General features: G+C 62.4%; 22 protein-coding genes. 15 read left to right on the forward strand and 7 right to left on the reverse strand.

Going from position 1 to position 26,442, the window contains the following annotated elements:
• Positions 1-31: 31 nt before the first annotated feature.
• Positions 32-1,261: a glycosyltransferase family 2 protein gene (locus tag H2509_RS15525; RefSeq protein WP_182166912.1), complete on the reverse strand. Its 1,230-nt coding sequence runs from the start codon at positions 1,259-1,261 to the stop codon at positions 32-34.
• A 186-nt stretch (positions 1,262-1,447) separates the two neighbouring features.
• Here H2509_RS15525 and H2509_RS15530 point away from each other — a divergent pair, with 186 nt between their 5' ends.
• The 7 genes from H2509_RS15530 (at position 1,448) to H2509_RS15560 (ending at position 7,805) form a co-directional block, all read left to right on the forward strand.
• Complete coding sequence (locus H2509_RS15530) at positions 1,448-2,197, forward strand: sulfotransferase domain-containing protein (RefSeq protein WP_182166914.1); 750 nt, start codon at positions 1,448-1,450, stop codon at positions 2,195-2,197.
• Between the two features lie 209 nt (positions 2,198-2,406).
• Positions 2,407-3,180, forward strand: coding sequence for a sulfotransferase family 2 domain-containing protein (locus H2509_RS15535; RefSeq protein WP_235975029.1), 774 nt, complete (start codon positions 2,407-2,409; stop codon positions 3,178-3,180).
• Positions 3,181-3,203: 23 nt separating this feature from the next.
• Positions 3,204-3,974, forward strand: a complete 771-nt coding sequence (gene rfbF / locus H2509_RS15540) for a glucose-1-phosphate cytidylyltransferase (RefSeq protein WP_182166918.1) — start codon at positions 3,204-3,206, stop codon at positions 3,972-3,974.
• A 3-nt stretch (positions 3,975-3,977) separates the two neighbouring features.
• A complete protein-coding gene (rfbG, locus tag H2509_RS15545; protein ID WP_182166920.1) occupies positions 3,978-5,048 on the forward strand; it encodes a CDP-glucose 4,6-dehydratase in 1,071 nt (356 codons plus the stop codon).
• Positions 5,045-6,286 (forward strand): class I SAM-dependent methyltransferase, encoded by a 1,242-nt coding sequence (locus H2509_RS15550; protein WP_182166922.1) that lies wholly within the window; start codon positions 5,045-5,047, stop codon positions 6,284-6,286. Before rfbG ends, H2509_RS15550 begins: the two co-directional genes overlap by 4 nt.
• The gene (locus H2509_RS15555; RefSeq protein ID WP_182166924.1) at positions 6,286-6,819 is read left to right on the forward strand and encodes a dTDP-4-dehydrorhamnose 3,5-epimerase family protein; all 534 of its coding nucleotides are present in this window, start codon (positions 6,286-6,288) and stop codon (positions 6,817-6,819) included. Before H2509_RS15550 ends, H2509_RS15555 begins: the two co-directional genes overlap by 1 nt.
• A 128-nt stretch (positions 6,820-6,947) precedes the next feature.
• Complete coding sequence (locus H2509_RS15560) at positions 6,948-7,805, forward strand: class I SAM-dependent methyltransferase (protein WP_182166926.1); 858 nt, start codon at positions 6,948-6,950, stop codon at positions 7,803-7,805.
• A gap of 12 nt (positions 7,806-7,817) precedes the next feature.
• Here H2509_RS15560 and ggt read toward each other — a convergent pair whose 3' ends face one another.
• Positions 7,818-9,557 (reverse strand): gamma-glutamyltransferase, encoded by a 1,740-nt coding sequence (gene ggt / locus H2509_RS15565; RefSeq protein WP_182166928.1) that lies wholly within the window; start codon positions 9,555-9,557, stop codon positions 7,818-7,820.
• A 125-nt stretch (positions 9,558-9,682) separates the two neighbouring features.
• On the opposite strand from ggt, the gene H2509_RS15570 reads away from it, so the two are divergent.
• Positions 9,683-10,012 carry a c-type cytochrome gene (locus H2509_RS15570; RefSeq protein ID WP_235975017.1) on the forward strand — a complete coding sequence of 110 codons (330 nt, stop codon included), beginning with the start codon at positions 9,683-9,685 and terminating at the stop codon, positions 10,010-10,012.
• A gap of 278 nt (positions 10,013-10,290) precedes the next feature.
• On the opposite strand, the gene H2509_RS15575 is transcribed toward H2509_RS15570, so the two are convergent.
• Complete coding sequence (locus H2509_RS15575; protein WP_182166930.1) at positions 10,291-11,256, reverse strand: endonuclease/exonuclease/phosphatase family protein; 966 nt, start codon at positions 11,254-11,256, stop codon at positions 10,291-10,293.
• Positions 11,257-11,334: 78 nt separating this feature from the next.
• Between H2509_RS15575 and H2509_RS15580 the strand changes: the two genes are divergently transcribed.
• On the forward strand, positions 11,335-11,748 hold the full coding sequence (locus H2509_RS15580) for a YchJ family protein (protein ID WP_408022684.1): 414 nt from the start codon (positions 11,335-11,337) through the stop codon (positions 11,746-11,748).
• A gap of 3 nt (positions 11,749-11,751) precedes the next feature.
• The gene (locus H2509_RS15585) at positions 11,752-12,105 is read left to right on the forward strand and encodes a GNAT family N-acetyltransferase (protein WP_182166932.1); all 354 of its coding nucleotides are present in this window, start codon (positions 11,752-11,754) and stop codon (positions 12,103-12,105) included.
• Here the strand turns inward: H2509_RS15585 and H2509_RS15590 are convergent.
• Complete coding sequence (locus tag H2509_RS15590; RefSeq protein ID WP_182166934.1) at positions 12,102-13,868, reverse strand: DEAD/DEAH box helicase; 1,767 nt, start codon at positions 13,866-13,868, stop codon at positions 12,102-12,104. The genes H2509_RS15585 and H2509_RS15590 overlap by 4 nt on opposite strands.
• A 215-nt stretch (positions 13,869-14,083) precedes the next feature.
• Between H2509_RS15590 and H2509_RS15595 the strand changes: the two genes are divergently transcribed.
• Entirely contained in the window at positions 14,084-15,667 is a 1,584-nt protein-coding gene (locus H2509_RS15595; protein ID WP_182166936.1) for an MBL fold metallo-hydrolase, read from the forward strand.
• A 7-nt stretch (positions 15,668-15,674) separates the two neighbouring features.
• Here the strand turns inward: H2509_RS15595 and H2509_RS15600 are convergent, their stop codons facing one another.
• Genes H2509_RS15600 through H2509_RS15610 form a run of 3 tightly spaced genes read right to left on the reverse strand, consistent with a single transcriptional unit; the run spans position 15,675 to position 21,472 of the window.
• Positions 15,675-19,070: an error-prone DNA polymerase gene (locus H2509_RS15600; protein WP_182166938.1), complete on the reverse strand. Its 3,396-nt coding sequence runs from the start codon at positions 19,068-19,070 to the stop codon at positions 15,675-15,677.
• A gap of 10 nt (positions 19,071-19,080) precedes the next feature.
• Complete coding sequence (locus tag H2509_RS15605; RefSeq protein ID WP_182166940.1) at positions 19,081-20,706, reverse strand: Y-family DNA polymerase; 1,626 nt, start codon at positions 20,704-20,706, stop codon at positions 19,081-19,083.
• Positions 20,591-21,472 (reverse strand): ImuA family protein, encoded by an 882-nt coding sequence (locus H2509_RS15610; RefSeq protein WP_182166942.1) that lies wholly within the window; start codon positions 21,470-21,472, stop codon positions 20,591-20,593. The genes H2509_RS15605 and H2509_RS15610 overlap by 116 nt, the downstream gene beginning before the upstream one ends.
• Positions 21,473-21,719: 247 nt before the next feature.
• Between H2509_RS15610 and H2509_RS15615 the strand changes: the two genes are divergently transcribed.
• The 4 genes from H2509_RS15615 (at position 21,720) to H2509_RS15630 (ending at position 26,254) form a co-directional block, all read left to right on the forward strand.
• Positions 21,720-23,126, forward strand: a complete 1,407-nt coding sequence (locus H2509_RS15615; protein ID WP_209001997.1) for a lipopolysaccharide biosynthesis protein — start codon at positions 21,720-21,722, stop codon at positions 23,124-23,126.
• Positions 23,113-24,264: a GNAT family N-acetyltransferase gene (locus tag H2509_RS15620; protein WP_182166944.1), complete on the forward strand. Its 1,152-nt coding sequence runs from the start codon at positions 23,113-23,115 to the stop codon at positions 24,262-24,264. Before H2509_RS15615 ends, H2509_RS15620 begins: the two co-directional genes overlap by 14 nt.
• A gap of 218 nt (positions 24,265-24,482) precedes the next feature.
• Positions 24,483-26,048 (forward strand): anti-phage dCTP deaminase, encoded by a 1,566-nt coding sequence (locus tag H2509_RS15625; protein WP_182166946.1) that lies wholly within the window; start codon positions 24,483-24,485, stop codon positions 26,046-26,048.
• Between the two features lie 5 nt (positions 26,049-26,053).
• Entirely contained in the window at positions 26,054-26,254 is a 201-nt protein-coding gene (locus tag H2509_RS15630; protein WP_182166948.1) for a hypothetical protein, read from the forward strand.
• The last annotated feature ends 188 nt before the right edge of the window (positions 26,255-26,442 follow it).

The following is a 26,442-nucleotide window of genomic DNA, read 5'->3' on the forward strand; positions in this document are numbered from 1 at the left end:
TGCTCGCGTCAACCGGCTTATGTTGCGCTTCTTACGCAGCTATGGCCCGCGCAATCGCTCGGAAAAGCAAGGCAGAGCCCCTCAAGCTGAAACGTGCACCGCCTGCCTTGGCGGGGCAATAGCTACATAGTGCACTGTCGGCGGCCTTCGCTGCAGCCGCAACATTTGGTAACTCCGAACCTGAGCTGGGCAGCAAAAAAGCTTTCCGTCTTTCGCCGTTACGCAGAGCTCGATCACCTTGCGCAAACGGCCGTTTATCCAGTTCCGCGATGGCCTCTGGGAGCGAGTGGCTCTTAAGGAATTTCTTATAAAGCAGGAGGCTTTCTTCGATACGATCACCCTGGATGTTCTGCGTTGTGCGAAGAACGCGCCGAGCCCAGGCTCCATGGTCGATCGCTAGGTTTCCTCTAAATGTTACTTCATTTGCAAGTATCATCGTTGCGTGGATATGTGCATCTATCGAAAAAACCTTAGCATCGATTTCTCCGCCGTAAGGATCGCCTTCCACCTCGCTCATGAATATCTGAGCGCTAGTTTCGCTGAGTTTATTTGACGGCATTCTGTTCGAAAAAGCGCGGCCGTTGCTTCTGTCGCTCTCGCCGCCCAGGGTCAGCGGATGCCGAAGCCAAAGGAAGGTCTGGATATGCGCGAGATTTGCAATCGAGGCGTAGACATCCGGCGATAGCGAATGAAAATAGACGCCATCCCTGCTGCGCGTTTTTTCGATTACCTTCCTGGAAACACAGCCGTGGTAGAGATTGGCGCCGTCCTTATAGGACCGCACTTTCGCCGCCGCGAAATTTCTCAGGATTGCCGCAGGGTCTTTCTGCCTGAGTTCGCCATATATGGATTTTAACGGGATCTCCAGCCGGCCCGGCCGGGATCCGTCCTCCGCTGGCCAGAGATAATGGATGAGCCGCCAGCCAATCGCATCCGGCTGCCAGCGTTCGATCAGGCTGCGCAGAGTTCGCAAGCCGGATGCAAGTACAGCGTCGTCATCGCCGATATAGACGATGTAATCGCCGCTTGCATGGTTGAGCGCGTGTTCGAAATTGGCCCGCATGCTGACGCGCCGGCCGGTATTCGTATAGACGATCCTGGCGTCGTTCTTCGATGCGACAACGGCTGCCGTATCATCCTGGCTTGCGTTGTCGCTGACGACGATCTCCAGGTCCGGATCATCGGTGGCCAGGCAACTGTCCAGGCACGACGACAGATAATGCGCTCTTTCGCGTGTCGGAACGATGATGCTGATGCGCAAGTTGGGCTCTCTACTTCGTGGTCTCGTTAACCAACGCTATAAGTTGTGTGAAATTGGCGCGTTCTGTCAAAAATATGTTGTGTGGGGGGTGCCCTATGGATGAGGCTTCGCCGCAAAATGCAAATTCCTGAATTCTTCGAGAGTTTGCAGGATTTTCTTTTCATAGCTTTATCTTAGGGACCAAGCATGATCTTTGATCTCTTCAGGGCTGGCATCCTGGCGTCTGTGGCTAAACTCAGCCCGTTGAAACGAAGCCATATTCTGCTTGCATGCATGCCGAAGTCAGGATCGTCGTTTCTTGCTGACGCCATTTCCAGGTTGCCGGGTATGCGACAGACGAGCCTGTCCCTCTCATCTCGCCATCGGGAACAGGAGCTTGACTTGCACATCCTGGCTCGCAAGGCAAACAGAAACTACGTAGCTCAGCAGCATATCAAGTACAGCGAAGAAACCGGGCGACTTCTGTCTAAATTCGATATTCGGCCCATAGTTCTCACTCGAAATCTCTTTGACATCATACCAAGCATCCGTGACCATGTAAGAAACGAGAGCTCGGAAATGCCCATGGCGTGGCTCGATCCTGCCTGTGCGAACTACAATGACGCTGAACTGGAGTGCTTGATTGCAGACCTTGTCATGCCCTGGTACGTCAATTTTTACGTGAGTTGGCAGCATTGTCCGAATGCGCTTTGGGTAACTTACGATCAGGTTCGTACTGATCCCGAAGGTGTTCTTAAAGAAATCTCGGAGTTCTCCGGAATCAATGCCGGTGCGTCGATCGAGCAGGCTGTTGCCGCAGCGAAGGCCGAGCGGCGGCGCTTCAACGTTGGCGCTTCCGGCCGAGGGGAAAACATTTCTCCGGAAGCAAGGGAGTGGGTCTGCAGGCTTTTTTCCCATTATCGGAATATCGATTTCCAGCGGATTGGAGCAAAATAAGGCGGCATCTTACTTTTATGGTCGTAAACTTACAGTTCTTCTCTTGGTTATTTCTTTGATTGAATTGGGATATATCGAATGCTCGGCCAATTGCCGCACCTTAGCGGTTGATCGTATCGATAAAAAGAAATACTTCCCTGGCGGAATCTATATGCCGCGGAGGGAAGTGATCTATGCAGTCAGCGCGGAAAGCCATAACCAAGCGGTATATGCGGATCCGATACCGAATCCGGGAATTGTTCGAGGGTAGCGCGTCGAGGCGAGTAATTTTCGTTCACATCCCGAGGTGCGGTGGCTCCACAGTCAATGATTATTTCAAGACTCGCCTTGGGTCGGGCGACAGTGGCCGGGTAATCCTTCTCAATGATGCGGAACGTGGCACCGATTGGGAAGCGAGATTGGCGCAGGCGCGCAGCGCGCGTTTCGTGGGGGGGCATTTCGGCGGCGAGACGCTGGACGCGATTCGCGGGGATGCCTTCGTATTCACCTTTATTCGCAGCCCGCTGGAACGTCTGATCTCAACTTTTGTCTATTCCTCGGCCTTTCGTCATCCGGATAGACGGCTTTGCGCGAACAGCTTTGAAGAATTTCTGGATGCACCTACTGCTGACGTTCTGCAGGCGGCAGACAACCTTCAGGTTCGCCAGCTGGCAGTAGCTGTCGATTATCAAGATGCTATGCGTGTGCCGCGCGAGCGCTGGCTCGAATTGGCTATCCGGCGGTTGTCCGGGTTCGACCATGTCGGAATTGTCGAAGACTACGACACACATATGCGCGCCATTCTCGACAAACTGAGGATGGATCGCCCCGCCAGCATCAGGGCGGTCAACACCTCCCTGCAGGAAATGCGGAGAAGCGGAGTCTCGGCCGATTTGCCTGATCTCACCCCCGCTGCGATCGCATTGGCAAAACCGTTCGTGGAGCTGGATCAAGAGCTTTACGATATGTTCCGGGGTGGGACGGCGAAGGCTGGACTTGTCTGAGCACCGCAGGATATATCCTCGGTATGAAAGCCGTGATCCTAGCTGGTGGTCTTGGGACCCGCATTTCCGAAGAAAGCCATCTACGCCCCAAGCCGATGATCGAGATCGGCGGCAGGCCGATCCTGTGGCACGTGATGAAGATCTATGCTGCGCACGGCATCTCGGACTTCGTCATCTGCCTTGGTTATCGCGGCTATATGATCAAGGAATACTTCGCCAACTACGTTCTGCACGCATCTGACGTTACGATAGATGCCCGCAGCGGCGAGGTCATCTATCACCAGAGCACCGCCGAACCATGGCGGGTGACGCTGGTTGAGACCGGGGCCGAGACGCTGACCGGCGGACGGGTGAAGGCTGTTGCCGGTTACCTGGAGAAGGATGAGCCCTTCTGCCTGACTTATGGCGACGGCGTTGCCGATATCGATATTGCCGGCGAAGTGGCTTTTCACCGCCGCCACGGAAAGCTGGCCACCGTCGCAAGCGTCGTACCGCCCGGTCGCTACGGGGCACTGATGACCACTGGCGACCGGGTCGACCGGTTTACCGAAAAGCCACCTGGCGATAATGCTCGCATCAATGGCGGCTTCTTCGTGCTTCAGCCCGATATTCTCGACCTCATCGCGGGCCCTGCGACTTCCTTTGAAGCGGGGCCGCTCGAGACGTTGGCCGCCCGCGGGGAATTGATGGCCTGGCGGCATGAAGGCTTCTGGCATGCCATGGATACGCTGCGGGACAAGAATCATCTGGAAGGCTTGTGGAACGACGGCCACGCTCCCTGGAAGATCTGGTAGGCCATGCGTACCCCTGATGCTGAATTCTGGCGGGGCAGACGGGTTCTCGTCACCGGACACACCGGCTTCAAGGGCAGCTGGGCGGTTCTGTGGTTGAAGCGTCTTGGCGCCCATGTTTCAGGCCTCGCGCTTGAGGCGTTGCCGGGGGAAAGCCTGTTTTCGCTGGCCCGCGTCGAGGAGGGGATTTCCCATCATGTCGTCGATATTCGCGACAGGGAAGCCCTGCAAAAGGCTGTCGCCGAAGCAAAGCCCGAAATCGTGCTTCACATGGCGGCGCAGGCACTGGTTCTTGCGTCCTATGAAGACCCGATCGCGACGTGGGAAAGCAATGTCTTCGGCACGCTGAACCTTCTGGAGTGCCTGAAGGCGGAAGCGCCGGAGGCAACGGTTCTCGCCGTCACCTCTGACAAGGTCTACCGGAACGACGAGACGGGCATGGCCTTTGCGGAGGATGCACCGCTTGGCGGCCACGATCCTTATTCGGCTTCGAAGGCTGCCTGCGAGATCCTCGTCGCGAGCTGGCGCGATTCCTTCGCCGGGCAGTGCGGGATGCGGCTTGCTTCGGCGCGCGCGGGCAATGTCATCGGCGGCGGCGACTTCGCGAAGGACCGGATCATTCCGGATATCTGGCGGTCCATCCGTTCCGGCAGATCGCTGGAACTGCGCAATCCGGCTGCGACACGACCATGGCAGCACGTTCTCGATTGCCTCAACGGGTATTTGCTTTTCATTGAGGCGATGGCGACAAAGGTGGAGACACCGGATGCGCTGAATTTCGGGCCCGATACCGATATACGGGCGACTGTGCAGGAAATAGCCGAACATATGCTTGCCGCCATTCATGGCGATAACGGCTGGCACGCCGACAACCGGGAAATGCCGCGCGAGATGATGAAGCTCTCGCTCGACAGCTCGCTTGCCCGTACCACCCTTGGATGGAGGGATAGCCTCGCCTATCCCGAACATCTCGACTGGACGGCCAACTGGTACAAGGCGTTGGCTGAAGGCGCGGATATGCGGGCGGAAAGCCTGCGGCAGATCGAGACCTATATGGAAAAGGCCGCAAAGGGATGACGGACGACAACTGCAAGTGCCGCTTCTGCGGCAGCAGGCTTGAAACGGTGTTCGCCGACCTTGGATCGACTCCTCTTTCCAATTCTTATGTCACCAGGGCGGATATCGAGGCGGGCCGGGATCGGTCCTATCCGCTGGTGGTTCGGGTCTGCGAGGTCTGCTTTCTCGTCCAGGCCGATGAAGTGGTCCGCCACGCGGAAATCTTCGACGCTGACTACACCTATTTCTCGTCCTATTCCGATAGCTGGGTTGCCCATGCCGGCCGATACGCCCGTGCGATGACAGAGCGCTATGGGCTGACCTCATCGTCGCTGGTTGCCGAAGTTGCCAGCAATGACGGCTATCTGCTGCAGCATTTCCACGCCGCCGGGGTCCCGGTGCTTGGTATCGAGCCGACGGCAAGCACCGCGAATGCGGCGATCGCCAGGGGCATCCCGACGAGGATCGAGTATTTCGGCAATGTATTCGGCCGCCAGCTTGCCGAAGAGGGGCTGCAAGCCGATCTCATCGCCGCCAACAACGTACTCGCCCACGTACCGGATATTCTCGATTTTTCCGCAGGATTCCGTGAGTTGCTGAAGGAAGACGGCGTCGCAACCTTCGAGTTTCCGCATATTCTGAACCTTATCCGCGATGTTCAGTTCGACACGATCTATCACGAGCACTTTTCCTATCTCGGCCTGTTGACTATCGAGCGCATCTTCAAAAGGGCCGGCTTGCGGGTCTTCGACGTGGAGGAACTGCCCACTCACGGCGGCTCCCTGCGGCTTTTTGCCTGCCGGCTCGAGGCTCGCCACGGCGAAACGCCGGCCGTCGAAGCGATGCGGGCCAAGGAGCGCGAAGCGAAGCTCGATAGCATCGGGGGATATGCGGGCTTCCCTGCAAGGATCGAGAATTGCCTGGCGAGCTTCAGGCGGTTCCTCACTGACGTGCGGGCGGCAGGCAAGACGGTCGCCGCCTATGGCGCCGCGGCCAAGGGCAATACCTTTTTCAATGTTTGTGGCGTGACGGCTGCCGACATTCCCTTGATCGCCGACCGCAGCCACGCCAAGCAGGGCAAGTTCCTGCCCGGTAGCCATATTCCGATTGTTTCGCCTGAAAGCCTCATCGAGACGCGCCCGGATTATGTCGTCATCGTTCCCTGGAACCTGGCGAGCGAAGTCCGAAGCCAGCTCAAGGTCCTTGAAGGCAGCGGTACACGCTTCGTGACGGCGATACCCGAGACGCGGGTGCTGTGATGCTCCGGTTCGCGGAAACCCAGATTGCCGGTGCTTTTCTGGTCGAGACCGACGAATATCGAGATGAACGTGGAGGTTTTTCCAGGCTTTATTGTCCGGAGGAATTCAAGCGAGCCGGAATCGACTTTTCATCGACGCAGATCAACCTGTCCGCCAACCCGCATCGCCATACGCTACGGGGGTTGCATTTTCAGCCTGAACCGCATGCGGAGGCGAAGTTCGTTCGCTGCCTGAATGGTGCGATCCATGATGTCATTGTGGATCTCCGCCCGGAGAGTTCGAGCTATCTTGGACATCAGGCGTTCGAGCTTTCGCGCGAGAACAGGCTCGGATTGTTTGTGCCCGAAGGCTGTGCGCATGGCTTCCTGACATTGCGTGAGGACTGCGACATCCTTTACCAGATGAGCCGGGTCTACGAACCCGGGTACGCCGCCGGGTATCGATACGATGACCCGGCCTTTGCCATCGCATGGCCGGCCCCTCCCGCGGTCATAGCGCAAGCAGATCTCGATTGGCCTGCATTTGCGCCTTGACCAGGTGGCGCATGCGCAAAAGTAAAGAGCGGTCTGAAGGTGCTCACAGGCGGGTCTTCAGGTGATCTTGGACTGATACCGGGTATTGTCGACCCGATCCGATATCCGCTGAACGAAGAGGGCAAGCGATGGGAATCGTTACGATCAGGAAAGGCGGAAAAAGGATCAGCCTCAAGAAGCGGATCGAAGGCGTCCTGACGCTCCTGGGGCTGGCGAATCGCGGTTTCTACATCCCCTATAGATATGCCGGATCGATCCAGGACGTTCCCCCGGCATACGATGCGATCGAAGAGCATTTCGCCGGGCTTCGGGCGGACTTCCAGCATCTTCTTGGCCGGATCGAGGCAGACAGCAGCGAACTGGCTTCGGCAGCCGCGAATGCTTTGGGCGATCACTGGACCCGCGGCTATTTCGGCGCGCTCGATACTTCGGCGACCTGGGCCGTGGTCCGCCAAGGGCGGCCGAGACGGGTCATCGAAGTTGGATCCGGCAGTTCGACCCATGTTCTTAGCGCGGCTTCGGCCGGCCTTTCGGTAAGACCCGAAATCACCTGCATAGACCCGGTGCCGCGGGCCGACATTTCGGCGCTCGGCGTTCGTTGGGTCGAGGCTGTGCTGGGTGAGGGCCATGTCGAACTCTTCCGCCGGCTTGAGGCGGGCGATGTCGCGTTTTTCGATTCAAGCCATATTCTCTTTCAGGGAACGGACGTCGATATCATCTTCAACCGCATTCTCCCGGCGCTGAAACCGGGTGTGCTTGTGCATTTCCATGACATCTTTCTGCCGGACCCTTATCCGTTATCGTGGTCGCATCGCGCCTACACGGAACAATCCGGGCTCGCCGGGTGGCTCTACGCCTGTGATGTTGTCTTCAGTAGCCACTATGCCGGAACCCGCATGGCGGATGAGGTGGCCGCAGCCATGGGAGCATTGCCCGCTGGCGAACGTACCGGCGCCAGCATATGGCTGCGTACAAAGGGCCGCTGACCGGACAGTCGATCAATATCCCACAGCTAGCGCGCCTTCCCGTCTCGGATCCGCTGCGCCACGAAGCCCGTCCTCCGCGATGAGCACGGACTGGGTCGAGCCCATCGTATCCTTGACCGCGACCTTGTGGCCGAGGCTTTCCAGCAGGCGGACGGTATCGGGGGAAATGCCCTCCTCCACGCGGATTTCATCCGGCAGCCACTGATGATGTATGCGCGCAGCGGCGGTCGCCTCGGCGATATTCATGCCGTGGTCGACGACGTTGAGGATGATCTGCAGCACCGTTGTGATGATGCGGCTGCCGCCCGGCGATCCGGTGACCAGGAAAGGCTTTCCGTCCCGAAAGACGATGGTCGGGCTCATGGATGAAAGCGGGCGCTTGCGCGGTTCCACCGCATTGGCGTCGCCGCCGATCAGCCCGTAGGCGTTCGGCACTCCGGGCTTGGCGGAGAAATCGTCCAGTTCATTGTTCAGCAGAACGCCGGTGCCGGGCGCCATCATGCGTACGCCATAGGAGAAATTCAGCGTGTAGGTGTTGGAGACGACGTTGCCGGCCTTGTCGACGACCGAATAATGCGTGGTCTGGTCGCTTTCGTACGGAACGACGTCGCCCGGCTTGATTTCGGCCGAATTGGCGGCCTTCTCCGGATCGAAATCGGCCATCCGGGCAATTGCATATTCCTTCGACGTCAGTGCCTTGACCGGCACTTTGACGAAATCCGGGTCGCCCAGATATTCGGAGCGGTCCGCATAGGCCCGTTTCATGGCTTCCGCCATCACGTGGATGGTCGCCGCCGAATTGGCGCCGCTCGCCGCCAGATCGTGCGGTTCCAGCATGTTGAGGATTTCCACGATGTGGATGCCGCCTGAGGAGGGCGGCGGCATGGAAGCGACCGTATAGCCGCGATAGGTGCCGGTGATGGCGTCCCGCCAGACCGGCTGGTAGCCGGCAAGGTCATCCGTGCTCATCAGGCCGCCGCCTGCGGTCACCCTTTCGGCGATCGCCTGCGCGACCGGCCCCTCGTAAAAGGCCTTCGGTCCCTCATTGGCGATCCGTTCCAGCGTATTGGCGAGGTCCGGCTGCCGGAGGATTTCTCCCGGGCGATAGAAGCTTCCATCCGTCTTGTAGAAGACAGCGCGGGCGGCTTCGTCCTGCGACAGCGAATCGGCGACGCTCTCCAGTGAATTCGCCAGATCCTCCGATACCGGAAAGCCGTTGCGCGCCAAGCGGATCGCCGGTGCCGCGACCTGTGCGAAATTCAGCGTGCCGCCGCCAAACCGCCGGTGGGCCTCATAGAGGCCGGCCACCGTTCCCGGCACACCGACGGCAAGGCCGGAGAAACGCGACTTCTGGCTGTCCGCTTCACCCTTGTCGTCAAGGAACATGTCGCGGAATGCCCGGGCTGGCGCCAGTTCCCGGTAGTCCAGGGCAAGTGTTTCGCCGCTGTCGGCCTTGTGGATCAGCATGAAGCCGCCGCCGCCTAGATTGCCTGCCCGCGGCAGGGTGACCGCAAGCGCAAGGCCGACTGCCACACCGGCATCGATGGCATTGCCGCCGGCCTTCAGGATGTCGACGCCGACCTGGCTGGCCAGCGCTTCCTGGCTCGACACCATGCCGTTTTCGGCGATCACCGGGTGGAAGCGATCAAGGTCGGACAGGATCGGCGCGGCCTGCGCCAAGGCTGCTTCGCTGGTGATGAGCGAGCCGAGAACGACACCGGCGGCCGCGATCCTGCGAAAGGCGATGGTCATGGCGAAATCTCCTGATTCAAACAATATGGCCGGGATCGTATCCGCAAAATTCCAGCCTGTCGCGATGCGCGGGCAGCGGTTACGTTAAATGGCGCAGCATCGATTTGAACGGAGGCCGCAGGCAGATGACATTGTCGCGAAAGCTGAAGACCCTCATGGTCCTGGCCGCTTTTTCAACAGCGCCGGCAGCTCTGCCTGCGCTGGCGGCTGGAGATGCGTTCGAGGGGGAGAAGCTGGCAAGGACCTGGTGCGCGGCGTGCCATGTGGTTGCCGACGACCAGCAGCGTGGGTCGGAGGCGGTGCCAAGCTTCGCCGCGATCGCGGCAAGCCCGGGCCGCACGGAGGAAAATCTGCAGGTCTTTCTCGTCGATCCCCATCCGAAGATGCCTGACATGAACCTTTCCAGGCGCGAAATTGCCGATCTTGTCGCCTATATCCTGAACCAGAAGAAATAGGCTTTCCCTCTAGGGCCAATCGACATTCAGGTTTCGGGTGCGGCGCGTGCCGGATTTCGGCTCTGAACAGGCGAAGAGGCCGCCGTGATGCAGGCCACTACAAGGGCTCTTCAACGCATTCAGGGCCGAAATCCGCCGCGTCCCGAAGGGATATGGTAAAAATCACCCATCTTGGCGTCGCGAAACCTTGAAAGGGGCCGCTCCTTCCTGCGGTTTCGCTCCTAAATCTGTGCAATTTTTGCTCATACCGCACGCCAAATCCTGAATGTCGATTGGCCCTAGAGATCGAATTCCGCGATGAGCGGGGCGTGAAAAGATCCCTGCGTTCCGCCCTTTTCGTCGGCTTCATCGCGAAGCCCGGCGTTCATCACCTTTATTTCGCGAAGGCGTGCGGCGAGTGCGGGGCTGGCGATCAGGTGGTCGAGCATGCGGCCACGTCCGTGATGGAGCACGCTGTGGCGGTCCGCATCCGGAATGCTTCGGTCGAGAATTTCCATCCGCCGCGCCCGCAGGGCAGGATTGCCCGTTTCTTCCGGGTCGGCGGCGACGATGCGCAGCGCCGGCTCGACCGTCCCGGCGTTGAAATCGCCGGCAACCAGGATCAGCGGCTCGGCTTCCTGTTCGAATATCTCCTCAAGCGCGAGCCGCAATTCGAGCGCCTGGCTTGTCCGCTTCAATGCGGATAGGAAAAGCCCTTCTGCCCAGCCCGCCACCGATTTCCAGCTTTCCGCGCTCTCCTTGGCGCCGGGCAGGGCTGCGGCGATCGGGGCTCTCAGATGCACCACGAAGAGATGCAGGCAACCGTTCTCGGGTAAACGAAGCGCCGTTTGCAGGATGGGCCGGTCGAGCGTGACCTCCTGGGGCTTGCCGGCCGGCGGTTCGCTATGTCGAGGCAAAAACAGCGGTGGCCGGACGCGCTGCATCCAGATCGATCGCGGCGGATCGAGCGGGAGCCGGGAAACCACGACCATACTGTGGCGGTCGGCCGGCCTGTCGCTTCCTTCGCGATGGCTCGCAACGCGATGGAACGTCTCGTAGGGCGTGTCTTGCAGCAAACGGTCCAGCGCAGCGAAGATGCGCTCATCGCGGCCCGGCGAGTGCTGGGCATTGACCTCCTGCAGGCAAAGGACATCGGCATCGAGCGCAAGGAGCTGGGGCCTCAGCACGGCGATGCGCGGCGCAAGCTCGTCAATGTCCAGACGATTGCCGCCGAAGGACTCCAGATTGAATGTTGCGATGCGCATGGCGGCGGGCTCTGTCTCCTTGCCAGTCGGCAGCTATTACGCCATTACCGCCTTGCGGCGGCAACCGGATCGGGATGTATGGAGTTGACGGACACAATCATGGCGGCCTGTCCCTGCGGTTCAAGGAAGACGACTGGCGAATGCTGCGGCCCATTTTTGGCACGCGATGCGCTGCCGGAAACGGCCGAGCAGCTGATGCGCTCGCGCTATTCGGCCTATGTCGCTCAGGATATCGATTATCTCGAAGCAACGCTCTGGCCCGCCCTGCAGCGGCATTTCGACCGCGCGGCGACGGCTGCCTGGTCCGCGGAAAACCACTGGATCGGCCTGACCGTGCTTGAGACGCGCGAGGGCGGGGCGCGCGACAGCCGCGGCACCGTGCGCTTCATTGCACGCTATCTCGCGGGCGGCGAACTGCGCGAACATCGGGAACACAGCCTGTTCAGGCGCAAGGCCGGCCGTTGGTACTACGTCGAGGCACTGAAGGACTAGGGGATGGCAAGGTCGCCCATCGTCATCGTTACGCCCGACATGCCGCACGAAGCCGACAGGCAGGCGATCGTGGCCGGGCTGGTCGCCTACAATGAAGCTGCCGGCGGCCCCGCCGGGTTCGCGCCCTTCGCTGTGCTCATCCGCGACGATGATGGAAATACCCTTGGCGGGTTGTGGGGCAGGCCCATGGGCGAGGCGGGGCGGGCGGCGAAGGAGCGCGGCTGCGTCGGGGCCTGGCTCGATACGTTCGATTTCCAGGCGCCGGGCTTCTACAAGGGCCTCGGCTATGAGGTGTTCGGGCATCTGCCCGACCACCCCGGGGGGGCGAGCCGCACTTTCCTGCGAAAGCTTTTTTAGCCGTCGCGCGACTTTTTGCCTTCCCGCTTGCCCTTGAAGGGTGCGCCCTTGCCGTCGTTGTCCCTGCGGACCGGGCGGCGATGAGGCCTGCCTTCGTCTTCGCGGCCATGCTTGCGGTGCCTCGGAGCGCTGCTCTTGCGCGGGCCGCGATGGTCGGACTCGAAATCGCCGCCTTCGGCGAGCGTGATCGTGACGTTCTTTTCGCCGGTTCCCTGCCGCAGGATCGTATCGGCGAAACGTTCGGCGACCGCCGGCGAGATTTCCACCCGGCTTTCCGCCTCCAGGATGCGGATCGCGCCGACATCGCGCTTGGTGATATGGCCGGCGCGGCAGACCAGCGGCAGTAGCCAGCGCGGATCGGCCCGGTGCTTGCGGCCGAGCGAGACGCGAAACCAGACGCCGCCCGAAAAGTCCTCGCGCCGCTCCCTCGGGCGCGAGGCCTCCATCGGCTGGGCCTCGATCAGGTCTTCGGGGGCCGGCAGATTGGCCTTGATCTGCTGGAGATAGGCGGCGGCGATCTTTTCCGGCCCGCAGACGACCAGCAATTCGGAGACGAGATCCATGTCCTCGTCCGTCGGCATGGCCGCCGCTGCCGCGCGTTCCAGGATGCGCTTGCGGTCGCGGGCGAGGATCTCGTGGCCCTGCGGCATCTCGCTCCAGTGGATGTCGACGCCGGCGCCGCCGAACAGGCGCTCCGCCGAACGCCGGCGGGTGAAGGGCACGATCAGCGCGCTGGTTCCCTTGCGCCCCGCACGGCCCGTACGGCCGCTGCGATGCAGGAGCGTCGCCCGGCCCGTCGGCAGATCGGCATGGATGACGAGATCAAGGTTGGGCAGGTCGATGCCGCGGGCGGCGACGTCGGTCGCCACGCAGATGCGGGCGCGGCCGTCGCGCATGGCCTGCAGGGCATGCGTGCGCTCGCTCTGGCTGAGTTCGCCGGACAGCGCGACGACGGAAAAGCCTCGGTTGCCGAGACGTGCCGAAAGGTGCTTCACCGCTTCGCGCGTTGCGCAGAAGACAATGGCGCTTTCCGCCTCGAAATAGCGCAGCACGTTGATGATGGCGTTTTCCCGGTCGCTCGGGGCCACCGCATAGGCGCGATATTCGATGTCGCCATGCGGTTCGCGATCCTCGATCGTGGAGATGCGCAGCGCGTCCTTCTGGAACCGCTTGGCGAGCTGGACAATCGGCCGGGGAACCGTCGCCGAGAAAAGCAGCGTCTGCCGGTCGGCGGGCGCGGCGTCGAGAATGAACTCCAGATCCTCGCGGAAACCGAGATCGAGCATTTCGTCGGCCTCGTCGAGCACCACGACCCGAAGAGCCGAGAGGTCGAGCGAGCCGCGCTCGACATGATCGCGAAGCCGGCCGGGCGTGCCGACGACGATGTGCGCGCCCTGGCTGAGCGCGCGGCGCTCCTTGCGCATTTCCATGCCGCCGACGCAGGTCGCGATACGGGCGCGGGTCTCGCCGTAGAGCCATTCGAATTCGCGGGCGACCTGAAGCGCCAGTTCGCGCGTCGGCGCGATGACGAGGGTGAGCGGGAGCTCGGCGGCGGCAAAGGTCTGCGCATGGCCAAGCAGCGTCGGCGCGATGGAGAGGCCGAAAGCGACCGTCTTGCCCGAGCCGGTCTGCGCGGAGACGAGGAGGTCGATCCCCTGCGTGTCGTCCTGGAGCACCGCTTCCTGAACCGGGGTAAGGGCTTCATAGCCGCGCTTTTCAAGCGCGGAGGCGAGCGCCGGATGGGCGCCTTCGAAAAGGGTCATCGTGTCCTGCTTTCAGGGAAAAGATTGGAACGGGCAATCCCGGGCCCGTTTGAAGCCGACCCCGATACACCATCAGCAGGACCTGCTCGTAAGGGCGCGCTTGTATCGGTTGGGCGGGCCCGCGTCAATGCAAGCCATGCGATGCGCATTGCCCTCGCCCGCGTTCCGGCGCAAGCTTGCAGGGGATCGGAAACAGGCTGCGGAGACGGGACGCGATGGCGAGGCTCACCTTTTTCGGCGCGGCCGGAACGGTCACCGGCTCCTGTTCGATGGTGGAAGCGGCGGGTTTTCGGTTTCTCGTCGACTGCGGCATGTTCCAGGGCAACCGTTCGGTGCGCGAACTGAATTTCGAACCGTTTCCCTTCGACCCGCGGACGGTCGACTTCGTCATTCTCACCCATGCGCATATCGACCACTCCGGCCTGCTGCCGAAGCTCACCCGGTACGGCTTCGAAGGGCCGATCCATGCGACGCCGGCGACGGGCGACCTGCTGGAATTCATGCTGCCGGATTCCGCTTCCATCGTTGAAGCCAATGCCGAGCGCCTCACGCGGCGCAAGCAGCGGCGGAACGCCCCGCCCATCGAGCCGCTTTACCGCCGTGAGGATGCCGACGAGGCGCTCAGGCGGATCGAGCCGCACGGTTATGGCGAATGGTTCGAGCCTGCGCCGGGTGTCCGGGTGCGTTTCTGGAACGCCGGCCACATCCTGGGTTCGGCATCGGCGGAAGTGACGATCTCAGCGAAGGCGGACGGCAGGACGCTGCGGCTTCTGTTCTCCGGCGACCTGGGTCCGGACGAAAAGGTCTTCCATCCGGAGCCGGATGCCGACGAAGGCTTCGACTACGTGATTTGCGAGAGCACCTACGGCGACCGCGACCGGGAGGACTATACGCTTGCCACGCGGCGTGAGGCGCTGCGCCAGGAACTGGTCGAGGGCCTTCAGCGCGGCGGCAATGTCGTGATCCCTTCCTTCGCGGTGGAGCGTAGCCAGGAGCTTCTACACGATATCGGCACGCTGCTTGCGCGCGGCGAGATCCCGCCGGCCACCGTCTTTCTCGACTCGCCCCTGGCACGCAAGGTGACGGAGGTGTTCAGTCGCCATGCCGCCAGTTTCGACGATATCGAGGTCGACGAGGCCACGCTGTTCCGCGATCCGCATTTCCGCATGGTGGAGAGCGTGGAGGAAAGCAAGGCGATCAACCTGATCTCCGGCGGCGCGATCATTATCTCGGCCAGCGGCATGTGCGAGGCCGGGCGGATCAAGCATCACCTCAAGAACAATATCTGGCGGTCGAATGCGACGGTGCTGTTCGTCGGCTATCAGGCGCCCGGCACGCTTGGCCAGATCATCCTTTCGGGCCGCAAGGACGTGCGTATCTTCGGCCAGGAGTTCAAGGTGCGCGCCACCATCCGGCAGATCGGCAACTATTCAGCCCATGCCGACCAGCGCGAGCTCATCGACTGGATCCTGGAGCGGCGGCCGATCTCCGGCAACCTCTTCCTCAATCACGGCGAGCAGGAAGCGCGGATCGAGCTTCGCCACCTGCTGGGCAAGAAGGGGATGGAGCTGGAAAAGATCCTGCTGCCGATGTTCGACGAGAGCTTCGAGCTTGTCGCCGGCACCGCGCAATCGAAGGGGCGTGCCGCGAGCCGTATCGACGATGTCGCGCTTGAGCACGACTGGTACAACGACTATGCGGCCTTCACGCTTGCCCTGTCGAACAGGCTGGAGGCGACGGCGAGTGCCAGGGAACGGCAGAAACTGATCGCGAAGCTTTCCCGCGCTCTCGCCGATTGATCCAAGGCTAATGAAAGTTCCTGCCGCGCGGCATGGCGAGCACGGTGTCCTGCTGCGACGGTCGTCTGGCGATGAAAGCATCGTTTGCCGGCTTGATATCCTCGAGCCGGGGAATATCGGCGGCGATTTCCGGCACCTCTCGGACGAGACGCACAAGGGCGGCGGGCGGATGCGGCTTGCGGCGGTCCTCGGAGACGGGGTGCTTCACCTCGTCGGCACGCGACAGGCCGGCATCCTTCAGGTCCGTCTGCCCGGCGGGCATGCCGCTGATGTCGGAAAGCAGCGGCGTCATGTCCTCCAGCCGGGTGGCGATCAGGTGGATCACGCCGTCCTGCGACTGCACCTTGCCCGTCACCTTGACGAAGCGCGAGCCGAGCACGATGGCGCGGAACTGCTCGAACACCTTCGGCCAGACGACCACATTGGCGACCCCGGTCTCGTCCTCCATGGTCATAAAGATCACGCCGCTTGCCGTGCCCGGCCGCTGGCGCACCAGCACGAGGCCGGCAACGCTGGTCCAGCCGTTATTGGCCATGCCGCGCAACTCGCCGCAGGCCCGGATGCGCCCCGCGGCAAGCGACTTGCGCACGAAGGAGACGGGGTGCGCCTTCAGCGACAGGGTAAGCGTCCGGTAGTCGGCGATCACCTGTTCGCCCGGCCGCATCGGCGGCAGGTCGGCATCCGGCTCCCGCCGCAATTCCATGCCTCCCGTCGTGTCGAAAAGCGGCAGTCTCTCCTTGAGGCCGCCCGCCTCCAGTCCCTGCGCCGCCCAGAGCGCCGTGCGCCTGTCCAGCCCCAGCGAGCGGAAGGCGTCGGCCTCCGCCAGCCGCTCGATCGCCATCCGCGACAGGCCGGAGCGCAGCCACAGGTCGCGCACGGAATCGTAGCCCTTGCCCCGGTGGCGGATCAGGCGCTCGACATCGCCTTCCTTCAAACCCTTGATCTGGCGCAGGCCCAGCCGCACCGCCATATGCGAGCGCACCGTGCCGCGCATCTTCGCATGAAGCGGATGCAGGCGGCCTGCCGCCGGCACGCCGGGTTCCAGCGTCGCATCCCAGTTCGACAGGTTGATATCGGCCTCGCGCACCTCGACGCCGTGGTCGCGCGCGTCGCGCACCAGTTGGGCGGGTGCATAGAAGCCGAGCGGTTGGGCATTCAGCATGCCGGCGAGAAAGACGTCCGGATAGCGCGCCTTGATCCAGGCCGAGGCGTAGACCAGTAGCGCGAAGCTCGCCGCATGGCTTTCGGGAAAGCCGTATTCGCCGAAGCCCTCGATCTGGCGGAAGCAGCGCTCGGCGAAATCGCGCTCGTAGCCGCGCGCGACCATGCCCTCCACCATCTTCTTCTGGAAGGTGGCTATGGTGCCGACCCGCTTGAAGGTCGCCATGGCGCGCCGCAGCCGGTCGGCCTCGCCTGGCGTGAAACCGGCCGCGACGATGGCGATCTTCATCGCCTGCTCCTGGAAGAGCGGCACGCCAAGCGTCTTGCCGAGCACCTCCTCCAGCTCCTTCTTGGGGTAGGTGACGGTCTCGAGCTCCTGCCTGCGCCTGAGATAGGGATGCACCATGTCGCCCTGGATCGGGCCGGGCCGCACGATCGCCACCTCGATGACGAGGTCGTAGAAATTCCGCGGCCTGAGCCGGGGCAGCATGGTCATCTGCGCCCGGCTTTCCACCTGGAAGACGCCGATGGAATCGGCCTCGCACAACATGTCGTAGACCTCAGGTTCCTCCGCCGGGATGCTGGAAACGCTGTATTCCTCCCCGTAATGCGCTTTCAGCAGGTCGAGCGACTTGCGGATCGCCGTCAGCATGCCGAGCGCCAGCACGTCGATCTTCAGCATGCCGAGCGATTCCAGGTCGTCCTTGTCCCACTCGATGTTGGTGCGGTCCTCCATTGCCGCATTCATCACCGGCACCACCTCGTCCAGCCGCCCGCGCGTGATGACGAAGCCGCCGACATGCTGCGACAGGTGGCGGGGAAAGCCGATGATTTGCCGGCAAAGCCTTGCCAGTTGCAGCAGGCGCGGATCAGCCGGGTCGAGGCCGGCTTCCCTCAGTTCCCGCTCGTTCACGCCGCCGGACGACCAGCCCCAGATGGTGCCGGCGACATGGCCCAGCACATCGTCGCTCAGGCCCAGCACCTTGCCGACCTCGCGGATGGCCGAGCGGGAACGGTAGGTGATCACGGTGGCGGCGAGGCCTGCGCGGTCGCGGCCATATTTGCGGTAGATGTACTGGATCACCTCCTCGCGCCGCTCGTGCTCGAAATCGACGTCGATGTCCGGCGGTTCGCGTCGCTCGGGCGAGATGAACCGTTCGAAGAGAAGGTCGGCGCGCTCCGGATCGACCTCGGTAATGCCGAGGCAGAAGCAGACGGCGGAATTGGCGGCCGAGCCGCGACCCTGGCAGAGGATGCCCTGCGAGCGGGCGAAGCGGACGATGTCGTTGACGGTCAGGAAGTAGCGCGCGTATTGCAGCTCCTCGATCAGCGCCAGTTCATGGGCAACCGCATCGAGAACCTTCTTCGGCGCGCCTGCAGGGTAGCGTCGGGCAAGGCCGTCGCGCGCCAGCCGCTCCAGCTCCTCCTGCGGCGTGGCGCTCGGCCCGCAATCTTCCTCCGGATATTCGTATTTGAGTTCGTCGAGGGAGAAGGTGATTTCGCCGACGATCCGCAGGCTTTCGGCAAGGGCGCCCGGCGCGGCGCGGAAAAGCCTCGCCATCTCGTCTTCGCCCTTCAGGTGCCGCTCCGCATTGGGTAGCAGCCGGCGACCGGCGCTTTCCAGCGTTTCGTGCAGGCGGATGCAGGTGAGGACGTCCTGCAGGGGGCGTCGCTCGGGCAGGTGATAGAGAACGTCGTTGGTTGCCAGAAGCGGTACGTCGGCGGCCTGTGCGATTGCCGAAAGCCGGGCCAGCCGGCGCTGGTCGGAACCGCCATGGGCTAGCTGCACGCCAAGGCGCACCGCTTTCCCGAAAGCCGTGACGAGCTCTGCAAGCAGTTCCGGCAGCCGGTCTTCCTCTTCCGGTCGGGCAAGGGGAACAAGGATGATCCCTTCGCCCCAGGCAAGCAGGTCCTGAAGCGTCAGGTGGCAGTCTCCCTTCGAGGCGCGGCGGTTGCCGATCGTCAGCAGCCGCGTCAGCCGGCCATAGGCTTCCCGGTCGCGCGGAAAGGCGAGGATGTCGGGCGTGCCGTCGATAAAGGCGAGCCGGCAGCCGACGACGAAACGCAGGCCCGCTTCCTTCGCCGCCATATGGGCCCGCACCACGCCGGCCAGCGAGTTGCGGTCGGCGACGCCGACCGCCGCAAGCCCCAGCTCCGCCGCCCGCCGCACCAGTTCCTCCGGATGGGAAGCACCGCGCAGGAAGGAAAAATTGCTGGCCGTGCCGAGTTCCGCATAAGCCATCGGTCCCCCTTCAGCCTGAAAGCCCCTGCAGGTACCAGCGGGGGCTGTGCGTCTCGAATTCGTAAAGCCCTTCGCGATAGAGCCAGAACCGGCGTCCGGCGCCGTCCTCGACGCGGAAATAGTCGCGCGTCAGGTCCGGCTGCCCGGGCCCGTATTCCGCCGACCACCAGGGCGGCGCGATCCGTTCCGGCCCTTCGGAGGCGGCGACCTCGTACAGCGACTTGCGCCAGCGAAAGCGCAAGGGCGGCCCTTCGGGAACCATCGCCACCGCCTCCACCGGCTCGGGCGGATTAATGAGCCGCAGGGGGCGGGTCGGCGGCTCGCCGCTCGTGGCTTCCGCCTGCCAGACAAGCGCGTCGTTCCTGACGGTGGCGGCCGGCACCAATGCCTGCCGGGTCTCCGGCAGGTGACGGTCGCAGGGCAGGAACCGGGCGATGCGGGCAAGGCCGAGACGGGCACCCAGCCGGTCGATCAGGTCGGCAAGGTCGCTTTCCAACGCATCCGCGCCCTGCAGGTCGATCTGCGTGGCGTCTTCCCTTTGTGCCTCGAGAACGCCGAGACGGATCAGGTCGAAGCCGTAGCCGACGTCGAGCTCGTCGCGCAGGCTTGCAAGCTTCTCGGCAAACAGGCCGAGGACGCGACGCGGCGCGCGCAAGGGGCGGCTGGTGCCCACCACCACGCGGCTGACGGCGCCGTCGACGCGAAACAGCGCCAGCTCGAAGGCCCGCCCGCCTTCGCCCCGCCGCTCCAGCGCCTCCGCCAGATGGCCGGCCAGCGCCGCGATGACGGAGCGCACGTCCTCCTCGCGCGACACAGGCTCGAAGAAGCGACGCTCGGCGATCAGCGCGGGCGTGGCAAGGCGTGGCGAGATCGGCTCGCCCTCGATGCCGAGCGCCTGGTCGAGGCGGCGGATCGGCAGCGTGCCGAAACGGGCGGCAAGGGGCGCGCGGGGGCGCCCGACGATATCCTCGATCCGCTTCAGTCCGACCCTTTCGAGCATGGCGACCGTTTCGTTCCCGATCCTGAGGGCGGCGAGCGGCAGCGGCTTCAGCCAGTCGCCTCCCTGCGCCGGCGGCACGATTGCCGCGACGTTGCCGTCCTTGCCGCCCGAGCCGAAGCGGGCGACGGCCGAGGCCAGCCCCGGCGTGTCGGCGATCGCCGCCGAGACGGCGAAGCCCTGGGCGGTAAGCCTTGCGCGGCAATCGGCCAGCAGCGAAGCCTCGCCCGCGTTGTCCTGCGGGCCGGCGAAAAGATGCGCGCAGCCGGTGATGTCGAGGAAAAGCCCGTCGCTCCCGTCGATGGCGACAAGCGGCGTATAGCGGTCGCACCAGTCGGCCAGGGCGGCGAGCAGGGCGGCGTCGGCCGCCTCGTCGCAGGGTTCGGTGACGAGTTTCAGGATGCGGGCGCGCGCGTCGGCAAGCGGCTCGTCCCTGGCAAGGCCGAGGGCGCGCGCGGGCGCGTTGAGGCCGGCCAGCCGCTCGGCGCCCTTCACCTTGCGGGTGACGGCGCGCGGGGGAACGTCAGCGCCGCGCGAACGCCACGACCTCCCCGCCTCCCGCCGCTCGATCCGGTCGGTCGAAAGCTCCGGAAACCAGAGGCTCAAGATCCGCTGGCGCGGTGAAACTGCGGCGCACATGATCCCACTCCAACTCCACTTCGCCCGGCCGCCCGTCGCGGTTCTTCTCCAGCCGCACGCGCCAGGCGGGAGCGCCGACCAGGCCGGGCCTTCCCGCCCTCCCGCCTTGCGCTGGGCGGCTTTGGCGGGGGCTCACGCAAAAGCGGGTCAGGGCCGCCGTCGGCTCGTCCCGGGAGGCGTGGCGCAGCAGGAACAAGGTGGTGCCGCTGGCCCGCACCTTCAGCGACAGGCGGCGGGTTGCGGTGAGGTCCAGCGCCTTCGGCGCGCCGTGGATTTCGCCGATCACCGCGAAAAGGGCGGACGATCGCGCGCCTTCCTCCAGCGCCCACAGGCAGTCCTCGATCCGGCGGGGCGTGACGAGAAGGATGCGCGCCGGGTCGAGGCCGAAGGCGGCAAGGCCGTCGGCAAAGGGCACGCCCGCCTCCCGGGCGACCTGCGGATCGACGACCCATAGCAGGTCCCCGTCATGCCGTTCGGCAAGCTGTGCGGCCAGGGCCGCGGCGAAGCCTGAAAGCGCGCCCGCCTGCCGGGTCTCGGCCGCCGTGATCTCGTGCAGCGCCCCGCGGGCAAGGCCGGGAGCGGCGAACAGCCGGTCGAAAGCCTCCATGCCCGTGCGAAGACGGGCCGGCCCCTGCCGGGTCGCGGCGATGGCAGGGGCCGGCGCAAGCTGCGCCTCGGGGGTGAGGCGTCCCTCCATGGCCGCAACGCGGCGGCGCAGCTCGGCAAGACGAGGCCGTTCCGGGAAAACGTGTTCCACGGCAGTCATGATCGTATTTGTTCCTGTTATGTTCTTATTGATTCCGCCAACCGGGCCCGGAGTCAAGCCGTGATTTTCGCCGCCCGGAGGGAAGGGTGGGGCGAAAGGGCGGCCCGATAACGCGGAATCGTCCGGATTGCCGCGCAGAAGTACGGAAAATTAAGCCCTCTGAGGGTAGCTTTCCTTACCTTTTACACCGGCCACCTTCCATTGCGGCAGGCCATGGCCGACGGGAAGACAAGAGGAGCCGGGGACATTGCGCCTCACCCCGATGGCCTGGGCCGAACGCCTGCTGCCGTCGCCCCTCTACGGGCGGGCACGACCGCATCTTGCCCGGCTGGAGGCCCTCTTCACCGGCGAGGAGGACCGCGACGGCGCGCGGCGCATGGCGCTGATCGTCTTCGCCATCCGGGTGTTCGGGGCGTTTCTCGCCTATGTCTCGCAGGTTATTCTCGCCCGGCTGATGGGCGGGCACGAATACGGCATCTTCGTCGTCGTGTGGACGCTGGTGGTCGTCTTCGGCATCTTCGCCCCCTTCGGCTTTTCCTCCTCCGTGCTGCGGCTCATTCCCGAATGCCGCGCCCGCGCCGATCATGCCGGGCTGAACGGCGTGCTTCTCGGCAGCCGCCTGTTCGGCCTCGCCTCGGCCACGGCCATCGCGCTTGTCGGCTGTGTCGGCATCACCGTCTTTTCCGGCCTCATCACGTCCTATTACGTCCTGCCGCTCTATCTCGGCGCCGTCTGCCTGCCGCTCTTCACCCTCGGCAGCATCCAGGACGGCATCGCCCGGGCGCATGACTGGACGTTCGACGCCATGCTGCCGACCTTCGTCTGGCGGCCGCTGGCCATCCTCGTCGCCATGGTGCTTGCGGTCGTCCTCGGCGCGCCGGCCACCGCGACGACGGCGGGCATCGCCGCCATCGCCGCCACCTGGGGCGTCGCCGCCGTCCAGACGCTGCGGCTGCGGCGCAGGCTGAAGGGCGTCACCGAAAAAGCCCCGCCCGCCTTCGACTTTCGCGGCTGGCTCGCCATTTCCGTGCCGATCCTGCTGGTGGAGGGCTTCTTCCAGCTGATCACCAGCGCCGACGTGATCATGGTCAGCTTCTTCCGCCCGCCCGACGAGGTGGCGGTCTATTTCGCCGCCGCAAGAACGCTGGCGCTCGCCCATTTCGTCTATTTCGCCGTGCGTTCGGCCACCGCCCACCGCTATTCGCGCCTTTATCAGGCCGGCGACCGCGACGGCCTTGCCGCCCTCGTCGCCGATACCGCGCGCTGGACCTTCTGGCCGACGCTGGCGATCGCGCTGCTGCTTGCCCTTGCCGGGCCGCTGCTGCTGTCGCTGTTCGGCCCCGGTTTCATGGCCGGCTACCCGATCCTGCTGGTGCTGCTGGCCGGGGTGCTGGCGCGCGCCTCCGTCGGCCCGGTCGACGCGCTGCTGACCATGGCCGGCGAGCAGAACCGCTGCGCGGCGATCTACGCGCTCACCTTCGCCCTCAATGTCGGGCTGAACCTGGCGCTGATCCCGTTGTTCGGCATCATGGGGGCCGGGCTTGCCACGGCCTCGGCGATGGTCTTCGAGGCCGCCGCCCTCTACCATCAGGCGCAGGCCCGGCTCGACCTGCACACCTTCGTCTGGCGCCGGCAGGCTCATGAGCGGGCTTGAGGCGCTCATCCTCAAGCCGCAGGAGGCCGGGGCGATGGCCCCCGCCTGGCAGGCGCTGGCCGAGCGGGCGGTCGCGCCCAATCCCTTCTTCGCGCCGTCCTTCCTGCTGCCCTATCTCGCCCATCTGGACCGCCGCCCCGCGGTGCTCGTCGCCGTGCGGGAAAAGGGCGCGGACGCGCTCCTCGCCGCCGCTCCCTTCCAGCATCGCCGTCCCGGCCTGCTGATCGGCGCGGCCACCGCCGCCGCCGGAGACTACGGCCCGCTCGGCACCCCGCTTCTTGCGCCCGGTGCGCTGGCTGGGGCGCCGGCCGATGCGCTGGCCGGGGCGCTGGCGCTGCTGGTCGAGGCGGCGGCCGGCCATTTCCGCAAGAAAATTGTCGTCTTTCCCTATCTGCGCACCGACGATGCCGTCGCCGCCAGCCTGTCGGAGGCGGCAGGCGCGCGCGGCTGGCACCTTGCCTTCGACGATCCGCAGGTCCGCGCCGGCCATGCCGCGGGCGAGGCCGGCCGCGCCCAGTTCGAAAGCGTGGCGAAAGGCCGGCTGAAGGAGCTTGGTCGCCAGTTCCGTCGCCTGTCCGACCTTGCCGAGACGCGCTTCGCCGGCACCTCCGACCCCGCCGAACTCCCGCAGGCCTTCGAGCGTTTCCTGCACCTGGAGGCTAAGGGATGGAAGGGCGGGCGCGGCAGCGCGCTTTCCTCAAGCGCTCAGACCGCCGCCTTCGCCCGCGCCTTCGTGGCGGCCGCCGCCGCGCGCGGTGCCCTGCGCATCGACGAACTGATCCATGCCGGCCAGCCGGTCGCCATGCTGGTGTCGATCCGCGACGGCGCCCGCCTGTTTGCCTGGAAAACCGCCTATGACGAGGCCTTCGCCCGCTTTTCTCCCGGTGCCCAACTGGCGCGCGAGGCGATGCGGCTCACCCTTGCCGAAGAACCTGCCACGGAAGACGGGCGGGACGGCGATTCCCTTGCCATTCCCGGCCACCCGATGATCTCGCCGCTGTGGCGGGGTGCGGTGCCCTATGCCACGGCCATCGTCGCGACCTCGAAAGCGGGCGCCGCCCGCCTTGCCGCCGACATGGCTGCCCGCCGCCGCCTGAAACAGGCCGCCAAGGCGGTGGTCAAGAGGGTGAGGGGGTGAGGGAAATGGCTTGATAGGCAGGGGCGAGAGGCAAAATGGGAGCTTTGGTTCAATGCAGAAATTTAATCAGTTGCAACAAAAAGTCTACCCCGCCTATACCGTTAAGTATACCTACCTTTAGGCAGTTATTACAATATGAATAGTTCATAAATTATGCTTACTTTGCATTAGGGTGAGTTTATATAATAAAATTAAATTCCAATTGGGCGTGTTAGAGAATGTCTAAAAAGACTACTGTAACTAAACTGCCTTCCGCCATAGATCAATTTGAGTCTATCGCGCCTTCAGAGGAGATATCCCGACCGACTGAGGAGCTAATTGTCGGCATGGTGGGAGCCGTGGGCGCTGGCGTCTCAAGAGCTTCAGTTGAATTAAAAAGGATACTTGAGAGAGACTATGGATACAGCGTCGAGATCATTAAGGCAAGTGATCTAATTCGTGAGAATGCGAATAAAACTAGTAATTCAAACCCCGAGAAGGAGGGGGCAAATCGTATCAAAGAATTACAAGCTGTAGGCACGGAATTAAGGGATAAGTTTGGTGAAGATTATATAGCGGCGAAAGTAATTGAGAGGATCGCTGTGCAAAGAAAAACTAAAGGCGGGTACGACGAAAGCAAAAAAGTTCCGCAGCCGAAACGATTAAGGCAAGCAACAATTGTTGATTCATTGAAACATCCGAAGGAAACATACCTCTTCAGGAGGGTTTATGGGGGAATATACTGGCAATTTACAGTATTTTCCCCTGAATCTGTTCGAGAGGGTAGACTTAGAAGGCTTGGTATTGAAAAAGATCAGTTGCCTGGAATTTTTACAAGAGATGAAAACGATAAAGAAGGAGATCACGGTCAGAAGGTTAGTAGGACGGCCTATCTTTCAGATTTTTTTATTAGAAATGACGGGGAAAATGACGCACGACTGACTGCGGTAATTGAAAGGTATTTAGAGATTATCTTCAATATATCGGTGCATACACCAACAGCTGACGAGGCAGGTATGTATGCAGCGGTTTCCGCCGCCAGCAAGTCGGCTTGCCTTTCACGACAGGTCGGCGCGGCTATATTTTCGGCTGATGGCGAGTTGATTAGTGTCGGTTGGAATGACGTCCCAAAGGCACACGGTGGTTTGTATTCATCTAATGATCATGACGGTGACCATCGTTGTTACCTTTGGGGAGAGAAGCATTGCCACAATGACCGTAAGAAGGAGGAGCTTTACGAAAAAATTTTCAAAAAGATGAAAGAAAATAACTTATTAGGAAAAGGTGTTAGCAACGTAAAGCTGCGGTCTGCGTTAATTGAGACTCCTGTCAAAGACCTAATTGAATATAGCCGATCGATTCATGCAGAAATGGAAGCTATAGTTTCGGCAGGTCGAGCGGGAAAGATTGGTATGGTCGGAGGGACATTATATACGACAACATTTCCGTGCCATAACTGCGCCAGGCATATTGTCGCGGCGGGGATAGCTAAAGTGTATTACGTCGAACCTTATGCAAAAAGTCTGGCTTTAGAGCTTCATAGTGACGCCATAGATGTGAGGGATGGGGAAGATAACAAGGTTGCATTTCTTCAATACGAGGGGGTTGGACCCGATAGCGCGTTAAAGCTGTTTCACCATGGGATTGAACGCAAAGAAGGCGGCAAGGCACGTGCCGTTGAGAAAAAAACGGCGCAACCTGTATTGCCGCCGCCAATGGATGGATTCACTACGCACGAAAAACGGGTTATAGATCATCTCGAGAGCGTGGAGAAAAGGTCTATAGGCGCCACTGCAATGGGATAAAGCGCATGGGCAAAGGTAAGGCTGGTAGCAAGGAACAACGCGAGTTTATGTTTGTATTAAACTCAAAACCTGCAAGCAGACAAACCGTGGTGAAGGGTGATGATAAAGACCAAAAGATAAGTTTACGGCAATTTAACTTAGTCAGCGACGAAGCAAAGGCGGCGAGAAAAAAGCTAATTGCTGAACTTCGAGAGTTTGGATGCTAAATCTTTAAGTAAGTATAAATTTGCTTTGGACGAATTTGTTATGACAAAGTTCGAGTTTTTAATATTGCGTGCAATAAAATAATTAAATTCATACTGCGTAAGTTGGTTCAGTGCGTATCTCAAGTTTCATTTCATTGCACAGGAGACTTATTAATATGATTTAGTCTTTAATTCTGTGAATCTCGCTC

The organism is Stappia albiluteola, assembly GCF_014050225.1.
Taxonomy (GTDB): Bacteria; Pseudomonadota; Alphaproteobacteria; order Rhizobiales; family Stappiaceae; genus Hongsoonwoonella; species Hongsoonwoonella albiluteola.